A 16699-nucleotide genomic window follows, 5' to 3' on the forward strand; every position below is an offset into this window, starting at 1 on the left:
CCACGCCAGTTCCTTCAAGTCGGGAAACCGCAAGGGCGGACTGGCTCCCCAAGACCGCACTGCCTCCCCTGCTTGCCCAAATGTATCAACTTTAAAGTGAAACGGTATGAGTTTAGCCTGAGCGTTGGTTGCTGAGTTTCGACTTCGCTCAACTGCCGCGCAGTCGAAGTAAGCCGAAGTGCTGCCCCCTGCTTTATTCCAACGATAATTATTGACATCGACCTACTTAGGGTCTGCTAATCGCCATTCAAAGACGCGATTAATCGCGTCTCTACAAGGGTTCTGGATAACGCACATTTAAACTAACGCACAACTTCCTTACCTTGCTCGGTGAAGCGAACTTCTTTAATATTCCATTGGGCGTTACTAGTTAAGGTTTTACGCAAGCTACCAAATAAAGCAAACTGCTCACAACTGGAAAGAGACACTAATTGCCGTTTTGACTCAGGTGATAGTCTTAAATCAACCGTGGCAATGCCATTTTCAACTTTGACACGATAGCCAGACAAGCTCAAATCGGCGGTATTTTGTTCTTCTATAATTTTACTGACTGCACCTGTCACAGGTTCTGCTGCTGGTACTGAAACTTTTTGAGGAATCAATTCTTGACATTGCACATCACTGGTGTAGAGTGTGACATTAGTAGTCTTGGCAGTTGCAATAGGGGTGTTTTCAGGTGGCTCAATGTTGTTGGGTTTAGCTCTTAATTGCGCCATAGTAGGGGTTTGGCTAGGGGTTGGGATAGTAGTAGGCGCTGGTGTTGCGCTGGTGATATTGTCAGGGGTAGAAGGAGAATTACAACTGCTGAGGCTAGCTGCGATCGCTACAACAATAAATGGTAAAAAATATTTTGTACTTGTATTCATAATCATGGTGATGCTGTCTTTTTCTTTTAACTTCAGTGCTGCTGGTATCAATTCCGCATAAATTTAAAAATTTTGCTTGTAATTTCCACAGTACATTTTTTTACAGAGCTTGACAATCAAAACAGAAATTAAATCTTGAAGTTAAACTACTGAAAAAATAGTCAAATAAAGCTTATGCCAAGCCATGAATCCGGCACTTACGACCCCCGTAAAACTGTATGGGATGGTATACCGATTGAACAATGGGAACCATCTAAATGGAAACAGTGGAAGCCCAAACACACTGCTTCAGATGAAAATATCAAAATAGAGCGTGAGTATCTTAGAATCAAATATGCTATTCAACAAGCTAATTCGGCATTAAGTTTAGATAAAATCAAAATTAAACTTAAGCTGACTAGTTTGAAAACTATCGGTTTACAAGGGACTTTTCCCTGTAGAACTGGTGATATTGGCAAACATGGCAGTCCTAATAAACAATATACCATTTCGTGCGGTTTTGCTGCTAATGATACTGGGGTAAAAATGGCAGTCCTGAAAGCACGGGAATTAGATTTATTGCTAATTACTAAACAATTCCAGTGGACTCCAGAACTATTAGGTAAACAGTCCCAAAAAATATGGCCTATAGATGAAAAAAAATCTTCTAAACTCATTGGTGAATTGATTCAAGAATATGAGTGTGAGTTTTGGAAAACGCATGAAAAAAATCGGCAAGGGATACGTACTTGGGAAAGTCATTACATGCGGCATCTCAAAAAGTTACCTCCAGATATGCCAATGTCTGTAGAAGCGCTTTCAATAGCATTAGAGAAAACTAAAGCTAATACATCAGCAAGATTTTTTTTGGTTTGGCAACTGAAAAAGTTTTGCGAATTTTGCGGAATTGATGATTTTAAAACTATTTATGCTTATACGACTGCTAAACCTCAGCCTACGATTCGCAAAATACCTGCCGATGAGGAAATTATGCAAGGATTTCTCAAAATTGGAGCGCCTTTATCAGCTTATGCTAGTAAAGAGAACCTAACACAACCCGAACAATGGCAATGGGTTTATGGGATGTTAGCAACTTATGGGTTAAGACCTCATGAATTATTTGCTGTAGATATAGAAGCATTTACAGATTCAGCAAATACTTTTCATTTAGTTAGTTTGAATCCTAAGCTTACAGAGGGTACAAAGACTGGTGAACGCAGTTGCGGTATTCCACCTTTACATCCTCATTGGGTGGAATTGTTCAATCTTAAAGATGTGAAATTACCTCATAATGAAGGAACTTTAAGTAATAAAACAGCAAAAATTCATATCAAATTTAGAACTTCTAATATTGGTTTTAGACCTTATGATTTGCGTCATGCTTATGGGATACGTGGTCATCGATTGAGAGTCCCTATTAAGACAATGGCTGATTATATGGGTCATACAGTCCAAGAGCATACTAGGACTTATCAAAGATGGATGAATGAAGATACTAATTTAGAAATTTATCGAGAAGTGGTGATTCATAGACAAGGTACAACCAAAGAAGCCCTCAAAGAAAGAATTAATGAATTAGAAGCTGAAAATATAGCGTTGAAAGCTGAGAACGCAACTTTAAAAGGGCTATTAATTAAACATCAATTAGGTGAATTGATGAATCAAGAAATGTAGTAGTTTGACAAGCTCACCAACCGAGCAAAAGGTGAAAATATTACTCAATAATTGATTATCTTTAGTTGAGATTGGGCAACATAGATACTGAAGTTAACTTCAAACTCTAGTTAGTCAGTAGCAAAACTATGGCTCATCATTTGATTACAGTAGATAAAAATACCTATGAATCTCTTCAACAAGAGCTGATAGAACTGCGTCAGATAGTAGCGCGTTTGGAGAGCGATCGCAAGCAAACAGAGCAACAACTTCAAGAACAGGTACAGTTTTTGCACAGTATTTGGGAAGGTGTAGATTACGGCATCTATGTTTTGGATGTTTTAGATGATGGGGCAGAGTTTCGTTTTGTTAAGTTTAATCCCGCTATCCTGGCTATTAGTCTTATTCCTCTAGAACCCTTCTTGGGAAAGACAGTTGCAGAGGCGCTACCTGCCGATATGGCGCATCACTATCGCCAACGTTACCAAGAATGTATCAAGGCGGGCAAGAGCATATTCTTTGAAGAATCCTTTTGGAGTGATGAGAAGGAGACTTGGTGGCTCTTAAATATCGTGCCTCTTTTAGACAGCGCTTCACGCATTTCTCAACTCGTGGTTACAGTTACTAACATCACCGAACGCAAGCAAGCTGAACAAGAACGGCAAGCTTTTGTTTCCCTAATTGAAAATAGCAGTGATTTTATTGGTATTAGCAATATGGAGGGACAACCAATATTTCTCAACGAAGCTGGAAGAAAATTAGTTGGTATCGAGAATATAGAAACCTTGAAAAGCATCAATATACTTGAGTGCTTTCTTCCTGAAGATAGAAAAGACGTACAACAGCGTATTCTACCTATTGTCATGGAACGTGGTTTATGGCAGGGTGAATATTGTTTTCGACACTTTCAGACTGAAGAAGTAATTCCAGTTGATTACAATGTGTTTGTGATTAAGAGTCCCAAGACTGGTGAACCTTTGTGTATAGCAACAATTACTCGTGATATTCGTGAACGCAAACAAGCTGAAGCAGCGCTCAAAGCTAGTCAATACTTTATTCAACGTATTGCTGATTCTTCTCCTAATATTCTTTACATTTTCGACTTAGAAGAACAGCGCAATATTTATGCAAATCATGAATTAGCTAATATTCTCGGCTACTCCCATGAAGCAATTCAGCAGATGGGAACACAATTTCTACCTAAAATTACTCATCCAGATGATTGGACAAAAGTTGTAACTCACTTACAAAAGTTTCTTATCGCCAAAGATGGTGATATTTTTGACTTGGAGTTTCGAGTGAGAAAAGCTAATGATGAATGGTGCTGGTTTTACAGTCGAGAAACGCCGTTTAACCGCGCTGATGATGGCAAAGTCACGCAAATTCGGGTGTATCAACTGATATTACCGAACGCAAACAAGCCGAAATTCAACTGCAACAACAAGCCGAAAACTTAGAAAATACTCTGCGTGAATTACAACGTACTCAAGGTCAACTTATCCATAGTGAGAAAATGTCTTCACTAGGTAGTATGGTTGCAGGGGTCGCCCATGAAATCAATAATCCTGTCAACTTTATTCATGGTAATCTGATTCCAGCCAGTGAATATGCCGAAGATCTATTGCGATTGGTAGAACTTTATCAATTACACTTTCCTTATCCTCCAGAAGAAATTCAAGCAGAAATCGCAGACATTGAACTTGATTTTCTCAAGGAAGATTTAATTAAACTCCTTAAGTCTATGCGTGTAGGAACCCAGCGTATTCGTGAAATTGTCCTGTCACTGCGGAACTTCTCCCGCCTTGATGAAGCCGAATTTAAACAAGTAGATATTCATGAAGGTATCGACAGTACCTTGATGATTCTCCAAAACCGCTTGAAAGCTAAACCAAATCATCCAGAAATTGAAGTGATTAAAGAATATGGCAAACTTCCCCTAGTTGACTGCTATCCTGGCCAGATGAATCAAGTATTTATGAATCTTTTCAGTAATGCTATAGATGTTTTAGAAGAGTCTTTTGTAGGTGAACAAGGACAAATTCGCGTTTTTACCGAAGTTCTTAATAGTAATCGGGTAGCAATCAAAATTGCAGATAATGGTCAGGGAATACCCGAAAAAATACTTTCAAAATTATTTGATCCTTTCTTCACCACTAAAGCTGTTGGTAAGGGTACAGGGTTGGGATTATCTATTAGTTACCAGATTGTGGTAGACAAACATTTAGGAAATTTGTCTTGTAACTCCACACCTGCACAGGGAAGCGAATTTATAATTGAAATTCCTGTTCATCAACCAGAATCACGCAAGTAATATCAAATTATTCCCAAACTATTCGTAAATCTAAAACAAAACCCGGTAAGATATTTTCCCCTGATAATTCTGCGGGACATTCTAAGATTTCTACCGATTTGTTTTGACGATATATTTCAACTTGTTGTGCTTTACGATTAATTAGCCAACCCAGCTTGACTTGATTATCTATGTATTCCTGCATTTTGGCTTGTGTTTCTTGCAGGCTATCAGTTGGTGACATTAATTCTAAAACAAAATCTGGGGCAATCGGCGGGAATTTCTCTTTTTGTTCGGGTGTGAGTACATCCCATCTATCTTTTTGTATCCAAGCAACGTCAGGAGAACGCTTTGCACCGTTGGGAAGTTTAAAACAGGTGGAAGAGTCAAAACATATACCTAGTTGAGTTTGACGATTCCAAATCACAAAATCAGCTGCTATTTCAATATTGCGATTTCCTGTTTCTCCTCCTGTAGGTGGCATGATAATGATTTCTCCTTTAGCATTACACTCAAATTTAACATCCGGGTTCTCTCGACACAGTTGATAAAATTGGTCATCGGTGAGTTGAAAAATCGGGTTGAAGTTGACTGTAATGGCTGTCATAGTAATTGCATCAACTTATATATTGATAATTTGGAAGACTTTAGACACTTTAAGATCCCCCCTAACCCCCCTTAAAAAGGGTGGAACCGGAATCAAAGTCTCCCTTTTTAAGGGAGATTTAGAGGGATCTAAAACTTTTGATACCGACAAGAGGACTTTTCAAACATCTTCTTAAGCTAATTACATAAATTAACTTTAGTTTATATATAAAATAATTGCAGTATTTTTTTATAAAGTATAAACTTCATGTCAAAATTAAAATGTGTTGAAGTTGGTACTAGTTAGATTAACTATACAAGTGAGGAAGGTTATGTTACTTGAACTCAACCAACTAATTGTACCTGCTGGTCATCAGTTACTAATTAAAAATATATCTTGGTCAGGATATCAACATATTTTGGCAGAATTGGGAGAAAATCGTAGTTCTAGGGTGTCTTACAGTCAGGGAGTGCTGGAAATAATGGCTCCATTACCAGAGCATGAAGTAGCTAAAGTTATTATTGGAGATTTAGTAAAAGTTCTCTTAGAAGAACTCGATATTGAGTTTTGGAGTTTAGGCTCTACAACTTTTGATCAAGAAAAGATGAATGCAGGTGTAGAACCTGATGATTGTTTTTATATCCAAAATGAAGCTGCTGTTCGAGGTAAGGATAGAATTGATTTAACAGTTGATCCACCCCCAGATTTAGCAATCGAAATTGATATTACTTCTCGCACTCGTTTTAATAATTATGAAGTATTGGGAGTTCCAGAGTTATGGCGTTGGAATGGAACTAAACTAGAAATCAGCGTTTTGACTAACGGTAAATATATAACATCTACTATCAGTTCCATTTTTTCTGGTTTACCTATTACTCAAGTGATTCCCGAATATTTAATGCGAAGTAAAACTGAGGGTAGAAACGCGACAATGAAAGCATTTCGTGTTTGGGTAAGAGAACAAATATGATTTACTCACGTAGAGACGATGATATATTTAGTTGTAAAATAGATTTATGATCGCAGTTGTTTTAAGAGCTGATTATTAAAGCGATCGCACACAATTTATATTTGTATATTTTAGAACCCTGTCTTATTTAATAAGGCGGGGTTTTGAATTTTCACAAATCATTTAAAATTACTAAATTAACAAAATTTCTAGTTGACAAGTATAAAATTATACTTTAATATATAATCATGATAAAAGCGATCGCCCTCCAGCAAGAGTCTACGATCGCCTTTATCTAGCCCCCATATTAGGAGACAAATACAATGATGGCACAATTACTAAAATCCGCCCAATCCAAGTTAGAGCAGTATCTGCATGGCGAAGATACACCCACCTTCAATCAATCAACTAAAAACCAATTTCCCCAGAGAGAACCGATTAAACATTTACTGATTGGTTCTCCCAAAGCCGTTACCAGCACAATTCACTATTTGCAGGTGCTTGGCTACGCTCATGTTGGAGATTGGAGTCCACTGCTACCAACCGCCAATCCAGATGAGGTAATGAGTATTTTAACTCGGCAAATTTTGATGCAATAAATCTAGATGTAGAGACGTTACAAAGTAACGTCTCTACTACTTTAATGTGTTCAACCAAGTTTCTAAATCTGCGATCGCCTGAAAATCTAACAATGCTTCACCTAGATTTTCTAATTGTTCTAGAGAGAGTATTTCAATTCGTCCTATCAATGCTAAAGGTAATTCTCCCACACGACGAGTAAGTTGACGGCAAACAAGCGATCGCCCTTCTGCTAGTCGTCCCTCTTGTCGTCCGCGTTGTTCGCCTATTTGTTCTCCTTCGGCGAGAATTTCTTGATAAATCACTGATTCGCGCATCATATCCTCCCGAAATAAGTTTTTGATCAAGTCTTTTTTGTATTTTAACCCCGCCAAGATTTGCGTGTAGGCGGAGATTTGCGGCCGTTGTTTTGGTTCAAGTTGATTGACTCGTTCTACCACTTGTTGCAATAAGGCTTGGGGTTGGGTGGTGGCGGCTAGTGGTGCTAATGGTAATAAAGCTGGGTTATCTAAAAATACTTGGGGATTTTCTTCCCATAAGCGAATTACTCGATATTCATGATGGGTGGTTTCGACACTAAAGACGGTTTCAATTACTGTTCCTGGTGCGGGGGGAAGTAATAATACGACAACTTGCGTGATTGGTAGACGATATAACCGATACAACCTTACCCAATAATCGAGCATCCGCAGGGGTAAGGGTGGTGTGGATTCGAGTTTGGTTTGAAATTCCAGGTGGAGAATGCGTTCTTGGAGTTGTAGGAATGTGACGTGATCTGCACGTATCGGTTCAATGCTCAATTCAGTTTTGAGAATTATGACGTTAGTTTGCGGTGTACCTAATACCCAACTGGCGAAGGTAATGGGATGTTTTTCGGATAGGAGTTTGCACAGGTTATCAAAGGACATGAATTATGGGTAGTTTCATAAATTATTTTGGCTGCGATCGCACTACAATGGGCTGCGCTTACGCACTAAAATGTTAAGTAAATCCGACAAAATTAACGATGGCAGCTAAAGATAAATTTCATGCTGTGGTTAGAATTGCTTTAGAAAAGGAGCAGTGGAAGATAACCGATGATCCTCTGCGACTGGAATTTGGTGGTACTAAGTTTGAAATAGATTTAGGTGCAGAGCAACTGTTAGCCGCAGAGCGAGGTGAAGAAAAAATTGCAGTTGAGATTAAAACATTTCTGAGTGATTCACCACTAACAGATTATCATGCTGCGTTGGGACAGTTTTTGAATTATCGACTTGCCTTTGAAATCAGCGACCCGACTCGGATTCTATATTTGGCAGTGCCTGTAGGTGTTTATGAAGCTTTTTTCAAGCGGGAATTTGCCCAAATATCTGTAGAGAGATATCAGATTAAACAAATTATTTATGACCCAATCCAAGAGGTAATTTTACAATGGATACCGTAGAGTCTTATCGCTATATTATTCAGTCGTTGTTGACGGCTTATGCTGCTATCCCAATAGCAAATGGTAAGATTGATTGCTACACGGTTTTTGATACAAAACAAGACCATTATATGGTTATGAATGTGGGCTGGGATGGTCATCGGCGAGTTTATGGTTGTGTTTTACATTTGGATATTAAGCAGGGAAAAATTTCAATTGAGCAAAATATGACGGAAATGAGAATAGCTCAAGAACTTGTAGAGCGAGGTGTTCCTAAAGATAATATTGTTTTAGGATTTCAAGCTCCCCAAATGCGGGAATATACAGGCTATGGAGTTTTTTAAATCATGTAATGATTTAGTTGTGACAATATCAACTTTACGATTTAACAAATTTTCTAAATCTAGAATTAACCCGCCCGGAAACCAAGGAGAAATTTTATCTAAATCATAATCAATTAAAAAATCAATATCACTAGCTTCTGTTTCTTCGCCCCTAGCTACACTACCAAAAACGCGCAGATTATAAGCTCCATGTTTGGTTGCAATGTTTATAATTTCTTCTCGTTTTTCTTGTAGTAATTGTTTTAATCCTACTTTTTTATTTTCTGCCATAGTGTCATATTTTTCTGGAAGACTTGATTTTTGTTTCAGGTGTAGGTTGGGTTGAACAAAGTGAAACCCAACATTTAATAGGTGTTTATTCGGTTTTTTGCTTGTTCAATATCGCTTAACATTCTATTTTAATCTAGAAGTTGGGTTAAGCCCAGCGCAACCCAACCTACATTTACTACATTTACGTCAATTCAAATTGGGCAATTATAACAAATGCAATATCGCCGAGCAATAACTAAAGGTGGTACTTACTTTTTTACGCTTGTTACACATAACAGACAAAAATTATTCTGCTTACCTACCAATGTGGCTTTGTTGAGGAATGCTTTTCGGTATGTAATGCGACAACACCCATTTATCATTGATGCCTTTATTTTATTGCCTGAGCATCTTCATTGTATTTGGACATTGCCAGCAGAAGACAGTAATTTTTCTACTCGTTGGCGTTTAATCAAAAGCTATTTTAGTCGCCAATGCAATATCTTATCACAAGAATACTTATCTACTTCTCGGCAAATAAAACAAGAAAGGGCGATTTGGCAGCGTCGTTTTTGGGAGCATTTAATTAGAGATGAGGTGGATTTTAAAAAGCATGTTGAATATATTCACTACAATCCTGTAAAACATGGTTTGGTGCAAGCTCCCAAGGATTGGGAATATTCAAGCTTTCATCGTTCAGTTCGTCAGGGAATGTATGACGTGATGTGGGGTGCAGGGGAAGAATTTGTATTTGATACCCACATTGGCAAAGAATAACCATGTAGGTTGGGTAGAACGAAGTGAAACCCAACTTTTCTCATGTCATTGCCACAAGATTTGTTGGGTTTCGCAAAGCCTCAACCCAACCTACGAGTAATCTATAATATTTGCGGTCTACAGCGGAAGAGGGAAAAGTAAAGAAGTGTAAAGGACAAGAGGGCAAAAGAGCAAAGGGAAAGGAGTCCTCACGCGAAAGCAAGCACGACACGAAAACCGACATCGTAGTTACGGAAGTCGGCTGCATACCTGAGGCGGTACGCAATGCGACAGTTTACTGGGAGGTAGCCCCAAGAACCACCACGCAGCAGACGGCGAGATTGATTATCATTATCATTGAGCCATGCACTGCCATTTGTAGGTGCGCCATTGTAATTATCATGCCAATGGTCTTGACACCATTCCCAAACATTGCCATGCATATCGTATAAACCAAAAGAGTTAGGCGGAAATTTTCCTACATCTGTGGTTTGTTCACGATATTGACCTTTTGGCCCTTTATCGTAATTGCCAGGATACAATGTGCCTTCGTAATTCCAATCTGTTCCTCTATAGTTTGCTAAATCTGTAGTAATGGTTTCACCAAAATAAAACGGCGTAGTTGTCCCAGCACGACAAGCATATTCCCATTCTGCTTCACTAGGTAGTCTATATGTTTTTCCTGTTTTCTGACTCAATTTTTGACAAAACTCTACCGCATCATTCCAACTCACTGTTTCTACTGGTCGTTTTTCACCTTTGAAATTGGCAGGATTATTATTGTTATTACCTATAATTTTTTGAAAAATGTTACCACCCATAACCGCTTGATACTGCGCCTGGGTGACTTGATATTTACCCATGAAGAACTCAGGCACAGTTACTTGATGCTGTGGTTTTTCACTTAAATACGCTTCCCCTTCCGGTAAACCCATCATAAAGGTTCCCCCTGGTATCTGCACCATTTCTAAGGTGACACCATTGCCTAAGTCTTCAACCCAATATTTCGCTTCGCAGTTGCGGCGGTTGGTGATGTTTCCTTGTGCGTCTACCGTCACCGTTTCAAATTGAAAGGTTTTTAAGGGATTTTTTTCAACTGTAGATGTTCCCTTGGTAGAATTATCAGGAGTATTTCTAGAAGGTGGTGGAGATATTACTTGACCTTCCCAGCGTAAACGTTCAATTCTTTGTAACGCTCTGACTGCTTCTATATCTGTACCAGAAGCCGCAGCTAATACCCGAATCCATAATTGTTCGGATAAATCCAGATTCCCTTCGTCTTTAGCACGATAAGCATCATTTTTGAGTGTGGCGATATCTGCTAAAGTTGCATATCGTGGTACAAGTATCAGGTGAGATTTATTTACAGGTTCGGCAATAATATAAGGTGTTTGTCTCCCATTGTTATGCTGACGCACAATTTCCGGCACACGAAAATTAAGATACTGATTCAACCTCTCAACGGTGGCGCATTGACCTCGAACTCCTAACCCTTCTAGTAATGCCGTAGTAAAAGCACCTTGTTGAAATGCCTCAATTTCATAAGAATATTCCTGTGGACTACAGGAAAATATACTAATAACTCCTTGTTGACTTGCTTCCTCGGCTGTCTGTCTGCCTATACCTTCACCTGCACGAGTTCCCAAACTGCGACAAGCATCTAAAATCAAAACAACATTATCAGCACCACAGCGCCGCAACCGTTCAGTGACAAAGTTAATGGGAATCGCTGTTTCTGCAATATCTCCTGGATGACCATCACTAGGCATGAGATAATCACGTTCAGCATGGCGCATTCCATGACCACTGAAGAAAAACCAAAAGTTATCACCTGCACCCATGAAGGGTTGATTAAATAACTCTAAGAAGACTCGACGTAAATTTGCGCGGGTGGGACGAGTCGATTTTCCGCCAATTTCAGGAGAGTCATCGGTAAAGAAAAATATCTTCTCAAACCCGGCTTCGCTGCGAAGAAACTGCTGAATTAACTGTGCATCCCGCTTGGCATAGTTTAACGGTTGTAAATAATCATATCGGTTAATGCCGATCGCGATCGCCCAATTTTTTGACATCTCACTTTATTGATTATTTTCACGCAGAGGCGCAGAGGCGCGGAGAGTTAAGAGCAATATCTCTACTTTGGTTCTTGCCGTTTGAAGGTCAGTTTTATTGCACCTTTGCCACTTGCTTTTACACCACTGCCAATTAATTTAACTTCGCCTTCGCCGTTAATTTCTACCGATAATTCAATTTCTTCTAGCTGCATTTGAGAATTTGCTTGCTGTTCTGCACGGCTAAATAAGCGTCCTACGACTTGCAAAAAGCTAGTCATGTTTTGCTCTAATTTCTCAGCGCTAACCTGAACGGCATCTCCTACTACTTTGTTATTGGTATCTCTTGTGGGTTCATCTCTCCAACTTCCCCGTGTAGTCGTTCCGCCTTTCACGCCTTCAGGTATGGATATTTGAGGCATTTCATCGGTAACAATCCAAATGGTGTCTGAAGGTGTGTCTAACATATTACTTTCAGTAATTATATGAAGTTGTCCCATTAATATAGATACAACGGTGAAGATGGCGATTACAAGAAAATCCTCAGATTAAAAAATACTACTTTTTAGACTACTATTTAGTCATACCAATTCAAAAAATGTTTGCAACACATGCAGGTTGAAAAGCTCTCAATTTCCTTATCAGCTCCTCTGGTGAGGTTTGTGGAAAGTTATAAACTAGCCAAAGGCTGTAAATCTCGCTCTCAAGTGATTGAAATGGCATTGCAATTGCTGCGCGAACAGGAGTTAGAACAAGCCTACCGAGAAGCATCTGCGGAGGTTGACAATGATTGGGATGTCACAATTACAGATGGATTAGCAGATGAAGCGTGGTGATATTTATTATGCAAATCTCAGTCCGGCGGTTGGCTCAGAGATGGATAAATGTCGTCCAGTGCTGATAGTTAGTAATGATGCGAATAATCGTGCTGCTAATACGGTGACAATCTTACCAATTACATCCAATGTCAGGCGTGTTTATCCGTTTGAGGTTTTACTCAATTGTGAGGATAGTGGTTTACCTAAAGCTTCTAAAGTACAGGCGCAGCAGATACGAACAATTTCTCAGCAAAGAATTGTAGGAGAAGTGATAAATAGTTTGAGTCAGGAGTTGATGCAATTAGTAGATGCTGCGTTAAAACTGCATTTAGGAATTAGCTAGATTGGGTTGATGCACCTGACAAAACTACAAAACTTGTTCTTGGCGGATAAATGTTAAGATGGCGTTTAGGTCTTCTTCTTCTTGTTTAAAGGCGTGGTATAGTTCACAATTTTGTTGTAGGTTTAACCAAAATTCTGCACTATTACCAAAAAATTTTGCTAATCGCAAAGCAGTACTTGGTGTCACGCCTCGTTTGCCATTTACAAGTTCATTGATACGCTGATAGGGAACATGAATTGCTCCAGCAAGTTCGGCTTGTGATATTGCCAAAGGTTCTAAAAAATCTTTTAGTAAAACTTCTCCAGGATGATTAGGAGGACGATATTTAGGAAATCTCACTGCTGCTTACCTCAATCGTGATAATCTACTATTTCAACTTCACAAGTACCTTCGGCTGTCCACATAAAGCATATTCGATACTGCTCGTTAATCCGAATACTATGCTGTCCTTTTCTCTCACCTTTTAAGGTTTCTAAAATGAATGTCTCGCGCAAAGGCGCAAAGACGCAAAGGAAAATCTACACTGATTGTAGTGGAGCGATCGCCATCCTCAAAAGTAATGTCCACTTACCACTAAAATTGTGTTTAGTCAAAATAAATACAGGTAAAAGTATTAAAATTTTACAATTCAAAGTAAGAAAAAAGTAAGAAACGCGTTTTTGATAAAAACCTGAAAATTAGATATAGTAAGGAAAATTGATGGTACGACCGCGCAAGCTATTTGCTCAGCATTGGCTCAAAAGTGAAAAGGTATTAGATGCAATTGTGAAGGCCGCAGCATGTCAGCCAAATGATCGCATCTTAGAAATCGGTCCAGGTACAGGCATCCTCACACGGCGTTTATTACCTTTAGTGCAATCTTTAGTAGCAGTCGAAATAGACTTTGATTTATGCAAACTCTTAGCAAAACAACTCGGTAAAACTGAAAATTTTTTACTACTGCAAGGTGATTTTCTTACCCTAGATTTACCATCTCATCTAGTAGCATTTCCTAACTTTCAAAAGCCCAATAAAGTAGTAGCTAATATTCCCTACAACATCACAGGACCAATTATTGAAAAGCTATTGGGAAGCATCGCCAATCCGAATCCAGAACCCTTTGACTCGATAGTGTTATTAGTACAAAAAGAAGTAGCACAGAGGTTATATGCTAAACCAGGGTCGAAAACTTTTGGAGCCTTAAGTGTGCGAGTACAATATTTAGCTGAGTGTGAATTAATTTGTACAGTGCCAGCTGGTGCATTTCATCCACCGCCAAAAGTAGATTCAGCAGTCGTGCGGTTGTATCCAAGGCAGATAGCAACACCAGCCATTAACCCCAAAAAATTGGAGAACTTACTAAAATTGGGGTTTGCAGCCAAACGCAAAATGTTACGAAATAACTTGCAATCAGTCGTTGATCGCGATCGCCTGACCCACTTACTGGAACAATTAGAAATAAATCCCCAAGCTAGGGCTGAAGACCTCAGCACTCAGCAATGGGTAACACTAGCAAATCAGTTAACTGACAACTGACAACCGACAACTGACATATATGCGTTCTTACACCTTAACTGCCCCTGCCAAAATTAACTTATACTTAGAAATCATTGGCGATCGCCCTGATGGTTATCATGAATTGGCAATGATCCTCCAAAGCATTGACTTGGCTGATCAAATTGAAGTGCATTCCCTTAGCGTTGATACTATCCGCGTTCATTGCAACCATCCCCAAGTACCCACAGACAAAAGTAATTTGGCATATCGGGCAGCAGAATTAATGGTAAACCAATTTCCCGAAGCCTTTAGTACTTATGGAGGTGTAGAAATTAAGATCAAAAAGCATATACCTGTAGCTGCGGGGTTAGCGGGAGGTTCAACAGATGCCGCAGCAGTTTTGGTAGGGATAGATTTACTGTGGAAGTTGGGATTAACTCAGTCAGAATTAGAAGAACTAGGCGCTACTTTAGGTTCAGATATACCATTTTGTGTAGCTGGTGGTACAGCGATCGCCACAGGTAGAGGTGAACAACTTGCTCCTTTATCAAGTTTAGATCATATATATATAGTATTAGCCAAATATCGCAGCTTAGAAGTTTCCACCGCTTGGGCATACAAAACCTATCGTCAGCAGTTTGGTAGTTCTTATTTGCAAGACGATAGTTTGACAGCGCGTGCCAGTAAAGTCCATTCCGGAGAAATGGTCAAAGCTATCCTCAACAAAGATGTTACAGAAATTGCCCAAAAACTGCACAATGATTTAGAGCGTGTAGTCTTGCCAGAATATCCCCAAGTTCTGCAACTGCGAGAACTCTTGGCCAATCAACAACAAGTGTTAGGAACAATGATGTCTGGTTCAGGGCCGACAGTTTTTGCACTTACAGAATCTGAACAACAAGCACAAACAGTTAAACTAAAAATTAGAGAAGCAATTCCTGACAAAGATTTAGAATTATTCGTAACTAAAACGACTACACATGGCATTCAGATTAATTCGTAATTCGTAATTAATAAATTTAAATTTCATCTGGATTTTCACACTTTGAATCTGTAGCCCCATGCCCAATGCCCAATGCCCCATACCTTAATTTAAAATGAACGACCCAAATTTAACACCACAAACAGAAACTCCACCCAGTTTGTTACGCTGTGTCACTGGAGCAGTGATTTCCGGAGGACTGAGCTTTGCAGTATACTCGTTGATGATTGCGATCGCGACCAATTTTGCCACTAAACCAATCCATTCAGATAATGTATTAACACTGAGAATTTCCTCTGCTGTTCGTACCTTAGTTGTAGGGGTGTTTGCCCTAGGAAGTGGGATCTTTGGCATAGTAGCAATCGGTTTATTGGCTTTGGCAATACAATCGATAATTCAGCAGTTGACAAAGCCTAAGAGCAATTAACAATTTTAGCCAAGATTGAAAGGTATGTAATCTCCTAGTTGAGAACGAGTATTGATTGATTGCAAATTCTGGTTTCGCGAAGCCTGAAAAAGTTTATTTTGCTGATTTTGTTGCTGTTTTCTCCAATTTTTGGGAGGTAGCCCGTGATGTTGATGAAATTGGCGAGAAAAATGACATGCATTTTGATAGCCCAATTTTATCGCAATCTGCTCAATTGTCTGATCAGTATCCTGCAACAAAGGACGTGCTGCTGCCATCCGGCGCTTGACAATCCAACCGTTAACAGTATCTCCCGTTTTTTTGGCAACTCTACTGGTTAAGTATGCTGACGAATAACCAACAGCATCGGCCACATCAGATAAAGTAATCCCTTGATCGTAGTTAGCTTCAATGTAATCAAAAACTTCTTTCAGTTGAGGAACCAATGGAAAAAAGGACTCAGAAGCTATATTATTTGTCGGCAGTGCTTCTGAGACTTGATGAGATTTAGTCGCATACCAATGTTTGAAGATTGCTTGTTTCTTTTCTAATCGAACGGCGATCGCTTTGAGTAATTCGTCTACTGTACAGGGTTTGGTAAGATAGTCATCTGCCCCCAATTCCATACCTTTACGAACAGATGCTTTGGCATCCCTACCAGTAAGAAAAATGAAGGGAATAATCGCTGTTAGAGGATCTTGACGCAGCGTATTCAAAACACCGTAACCATCCATATCCGGCATAGCAATATCGCAAAGTATCAAGTCTGGTAAATGCTTTTGTGCTTGTTCAATGCCAACTAGACCATTTTCAGCACCTATTGTGTCAAAATCTTCAGCCTCAAGAATGTCTAAGAAAAGATGGCGGGTAGGAGCATCATCTTCAATCACAAGAATTGTTTTCGACGATTTATGCATCATTTTTCTCTCACTATAATTTTTGGCAGGGAATAATGACCAAACTCTGTGCT

The 16699-nt window shown here is 39.2% G+C and carries 20 protein-coding genes and 1 pseudogene; 12 read left to right on the plus strand and 9 right to left on the minus strand.

Annotated features, from left to right (window positions below; all coding sequences use genetic code 11):
• Nucleotides 1-302 precede the first annotated feature (302 nt).
• Nucleotides 303-866, minus strand: a complete 564-nt coding sequence (locus QI031_RS25845) for a GerMN domain-containing protein (protein WP_281482444.1) — start codon at nt 864-866, stop codon at nt 303-305.
• 174 nt (nt 867-1040) lie between these two features.
• Between QI031_RS25845 and QI031_RS25850 the strand changes: the two genes are divergently transcribed.
• Nucleotides 1041-2519, plus strand: coding sequence for an integrase (locus QI031_RS25850; protein ID WP_281482445.1), 1479 nt, complete (start codon nt 1041-1043; stop codon nt 2517-2519).
• A 224-nt stretch (nt 2520-2743) separates the two neighbouring features.
• Nucleotides 2744-4809, plus strand: a pseudogene (locus QI031_RS25855) (PAS domain-containing sensor histidine kinase); the annotation flags it as partial.
• Nucleotides 4810-4816: 7 nt separating this feature from the next.
• Here the strand turns inward: QI031_RS25855 and QI031_RS25860 are convergent.
• Entirely contained in the window at nt 4817-5395 is a 579-nt protein-coding gene (locus tag QI031_RS25860) for a Uma2 family endonuclease (RefSeq protein WP_281482446.1), read from the minus strand.
• A gap of 310 nt (nt 5396-5705) precedes the next feature.
• Here QI031_RS25860 and QI031_RS25865 point away from each other — a divergent pair, with 310 nt between their 5' ends.
• Complete coding sequence (locus QI031_RS25865) at nt 5706-6344, plus strand: Uma2 family endonuclease (RefSeq protein ID WP_281482447.1); 639 nt, start codon at nt 5706-5708, stop codon at nt 6342-6344.
• 302 nt (nt 6345-6646) lie between these two features.
• Complete coding sequence (locus QI031_RS25870; protein WP_281482448.1) at nt 6647-6922, plus strand: hypothetical protein; 276 nt, start codon at nt 6647-6649, stop codon at nt 6920-6922.
• A 36-nt stretch (nt 6923-6958) separates the two neighbouring features.
• Here QI031_RS25870 and QI031_RS25875 read toward each other — a convergent pair whose 3' ends face one another.
• Entirely contained in the window at nt 6959-7810 is an 852-nt protein-coding gene (locus QI031_RS25875) for a DUF4351 domain-containing protein (protein ID WP_281482449.1), read from the minus strand.
• Between the two features lie 98 nt (nt 7811-7908).
• On the opposite strand from QI031_RS25875, the gene QI031_RS25880 reads away from it, so the two are divergent.
• Complete coding sequence (locus QI031_RS25880) at nt 7909-8325, plus strand: XisH family protein (protein WP_281482450.1); 417 nt, start codon at nt 7909-7911, stop codon at nt 8323-8325.
• Nucleotides 8313-8648, plus strand: a complete 336-nt coding sequence (locus tag QI031_RS25885; protein ID WP_281482451.1) for a XisI protein — start codon at nt 8313-8315, stop codon at nt 8646-8648. The genes QI031_RS25880 and QI031_RS25885 overlap by 13 nt, the downstream gene beginning before the upstream one ends.
• Here QI031_RS25885 and QI031_RS25890 read toward each other — a convergent pair.
• Nucleotides 8595-8918 (minus strand): nucleotidyltransferase family protein, encoded by a 324-nt coding sequence (locus QI031_RS25890; protein WP_281482452.1) that lies wholly within the window; start codon nt 8916-8918, stop codon nt 8595-8597. The two genes, QI031_RS25885 and QI031_RS25890, sit on opposite strands and share 54 nt — an antisense overlap.
• A gap of 213 nt (nt 8919-9131) precedes the next feature.
• On the opposite strand from QI031_RS25890, the gene QI031_RS25895 reads away from it, so the two are divergent.
• Nucleotides 9132-9674, plus strand: a complete 543-nt coding sequence (locus tag QI031_RS25895) for an REP-associated tyrosine transposase (protein WP_281482453.1) — start codon at nt 9132-9134, stop codon at nt 9672-9674.
• A gap of 188 nt (nt 9675-9862) precedes the next feature.
• On the opposite strand, the gene QI031_RS25900 is transcribed toward QI031_RS25895, so the two are convergent.
• A complete protein-coding gene (locus tag QI031_RS25900; protein ID WP_281482454.1) occupies nt 9863-11725 on the minus strand; it encodes an SUMF1/EgtB/PvdO family nonheme iron enzyme in 1863 nt (620 codons plus the stop codon).
• 62 nt (nt 11726-11787) lie between these two features.
• Nucleotides 11788-12171: a Pepco domain-containing protein gene (locus tag QI031_RS25905; protein ID WP_281482455.1), complete on the minus strand. Its 384-nt coding sequence runs from the start codon at nt 12169-12171 to the stop codon at nt 11788-11790.
• A gap of 195 nt (nt 12172-12366) precedes the next feature.
• Here QI031_RS25905 and QI031_RS25910 point away from each other — a divergent pair, with 195 nt between their 5' ends.
• Nucleotides 12367-12540: a CopG family transcriptional regulator gene (locus QI031_RS25910; protein ID WP_343217823.1), complete on the plus strand. Its 174-nt coding sequence runs from the start codon at nt 12367-12369 to the stop codon at nt 12538-12540.
• On the plus strand, nt 12527-12865 hold the full coding sequence (locus QI031_RS25915) for a type II toxin-antitoxin system PemK/MazF family toxin (protein ID WP_281482457.1): 339 nt from the start codon (nt 12527-12529) through the stop codon (nt 12863-12865). Before QI031_RS25910 ends, QI031_RS25915 begins: the two co-directional genes overlap by 14 nt.
• A 24-nt stretch (nt 12866-12889) precedes the next feature.
• Here QI031_RS25915 and QI031_RS25920 read toward each other — a convergent pair whose 3' ends face one another.
• Both QI031_RS25920 and QI031_RS25925 read right to left on the minus strand, forming a co-directional pair.
• Complete coding sequence (locus tag QI031_RS25920) at nt 12890-13204, minus strand: HigA family addiction module antitoxin (protein ID WP_281482458.1); 315 nt, start codon at nt 13202-13204, stop codon at nt 12890-12892.
• 11 nt (nt 13205-13215) lie between these two features.
• Nucleotides 13216-13359 (minus strand): type II toxin-antitoxin system RelE/ParE family toxin, encoded by a 144-nt coding sequence (locus QI031_RS25925; RefSeq protein WP_281482459.1) that lies wholly within the window; start codon nt 13357-13359, stop codon nt 13216-13218.
• A gap of 205 nt (nt 13360-13564) precedes the next feature.
• Here QI031_RS25925 and rsmA point away from each other — a divergent pair, with 205 nt between their 5' ends.
• The 3 genes from rsmA (at nt 13565) to QI031_RS25940 (ending at nt 15750) form a co-directional block, all read left to right on the plus strand.
• On the plus strand, nt 13565-14380 hold the full coding sequence (rsmA, locus tag QI031_RS25930) for a 16S rRNA (adenine(1518)-N(6)/adenine(1519)-N(6))-dimethyltransferase RsmA (RefSeq protein WP_281482460.1): 816 nt from the start codon (nt 13565-13567) through the stop codon (nt 14378-14380).
• 19 nt (nt 14381-14399) lie between these two features.
• Entirely contained in the window at nt 14400-15344 is a 945-nt protein-coding gene (gene ispE / locus QI031_RS25935) for a 4-(cytidine 5'-diphospho)-2-C-methyl-D-erythritol kinase (protein ID WP_281482461.1), read from the plus strand.
• Nucleotides 15345-15438: 94 nt separating this feature from the next.
• Complete coding sequence (locus tag QI031_RS25940; RefSeq protein WP_281482462.1) at nt 15439-15750, plus strand: DUF3082 domain-containing protein; 312 nt, start codon at nt 15439-15441, stop codon at nt 15748-15750.
• Nucleotides 15751-15755: 5 nt separating this feature from the next.
• Here QI031_RS25940 and QI031_RS25945 read toward each other — a convergent pair whose 3' ends face one another.
• A complete protein-coding gene (locus QI031_RS25945) occupies nt 15756-16649 on the minus strand; it encodes a response regulator transcription factor (protein ID WP_281482463.1) in 894 nt (297 codons plus the stop codon).
• Nucleotides 16650-16699 lie beyond the last annotated feature (50 nt).

It is taken from the genome of Halotia branconii CENA392, from assembly GCF_029953635.1.
GTDB classification, from domain to species: domain Bacteria; phylum Cyanobacteriota; class Cyanobacteriia; order Cyanobacteriales; family Nostocaceae; genus Halotia; species Halotia branconii.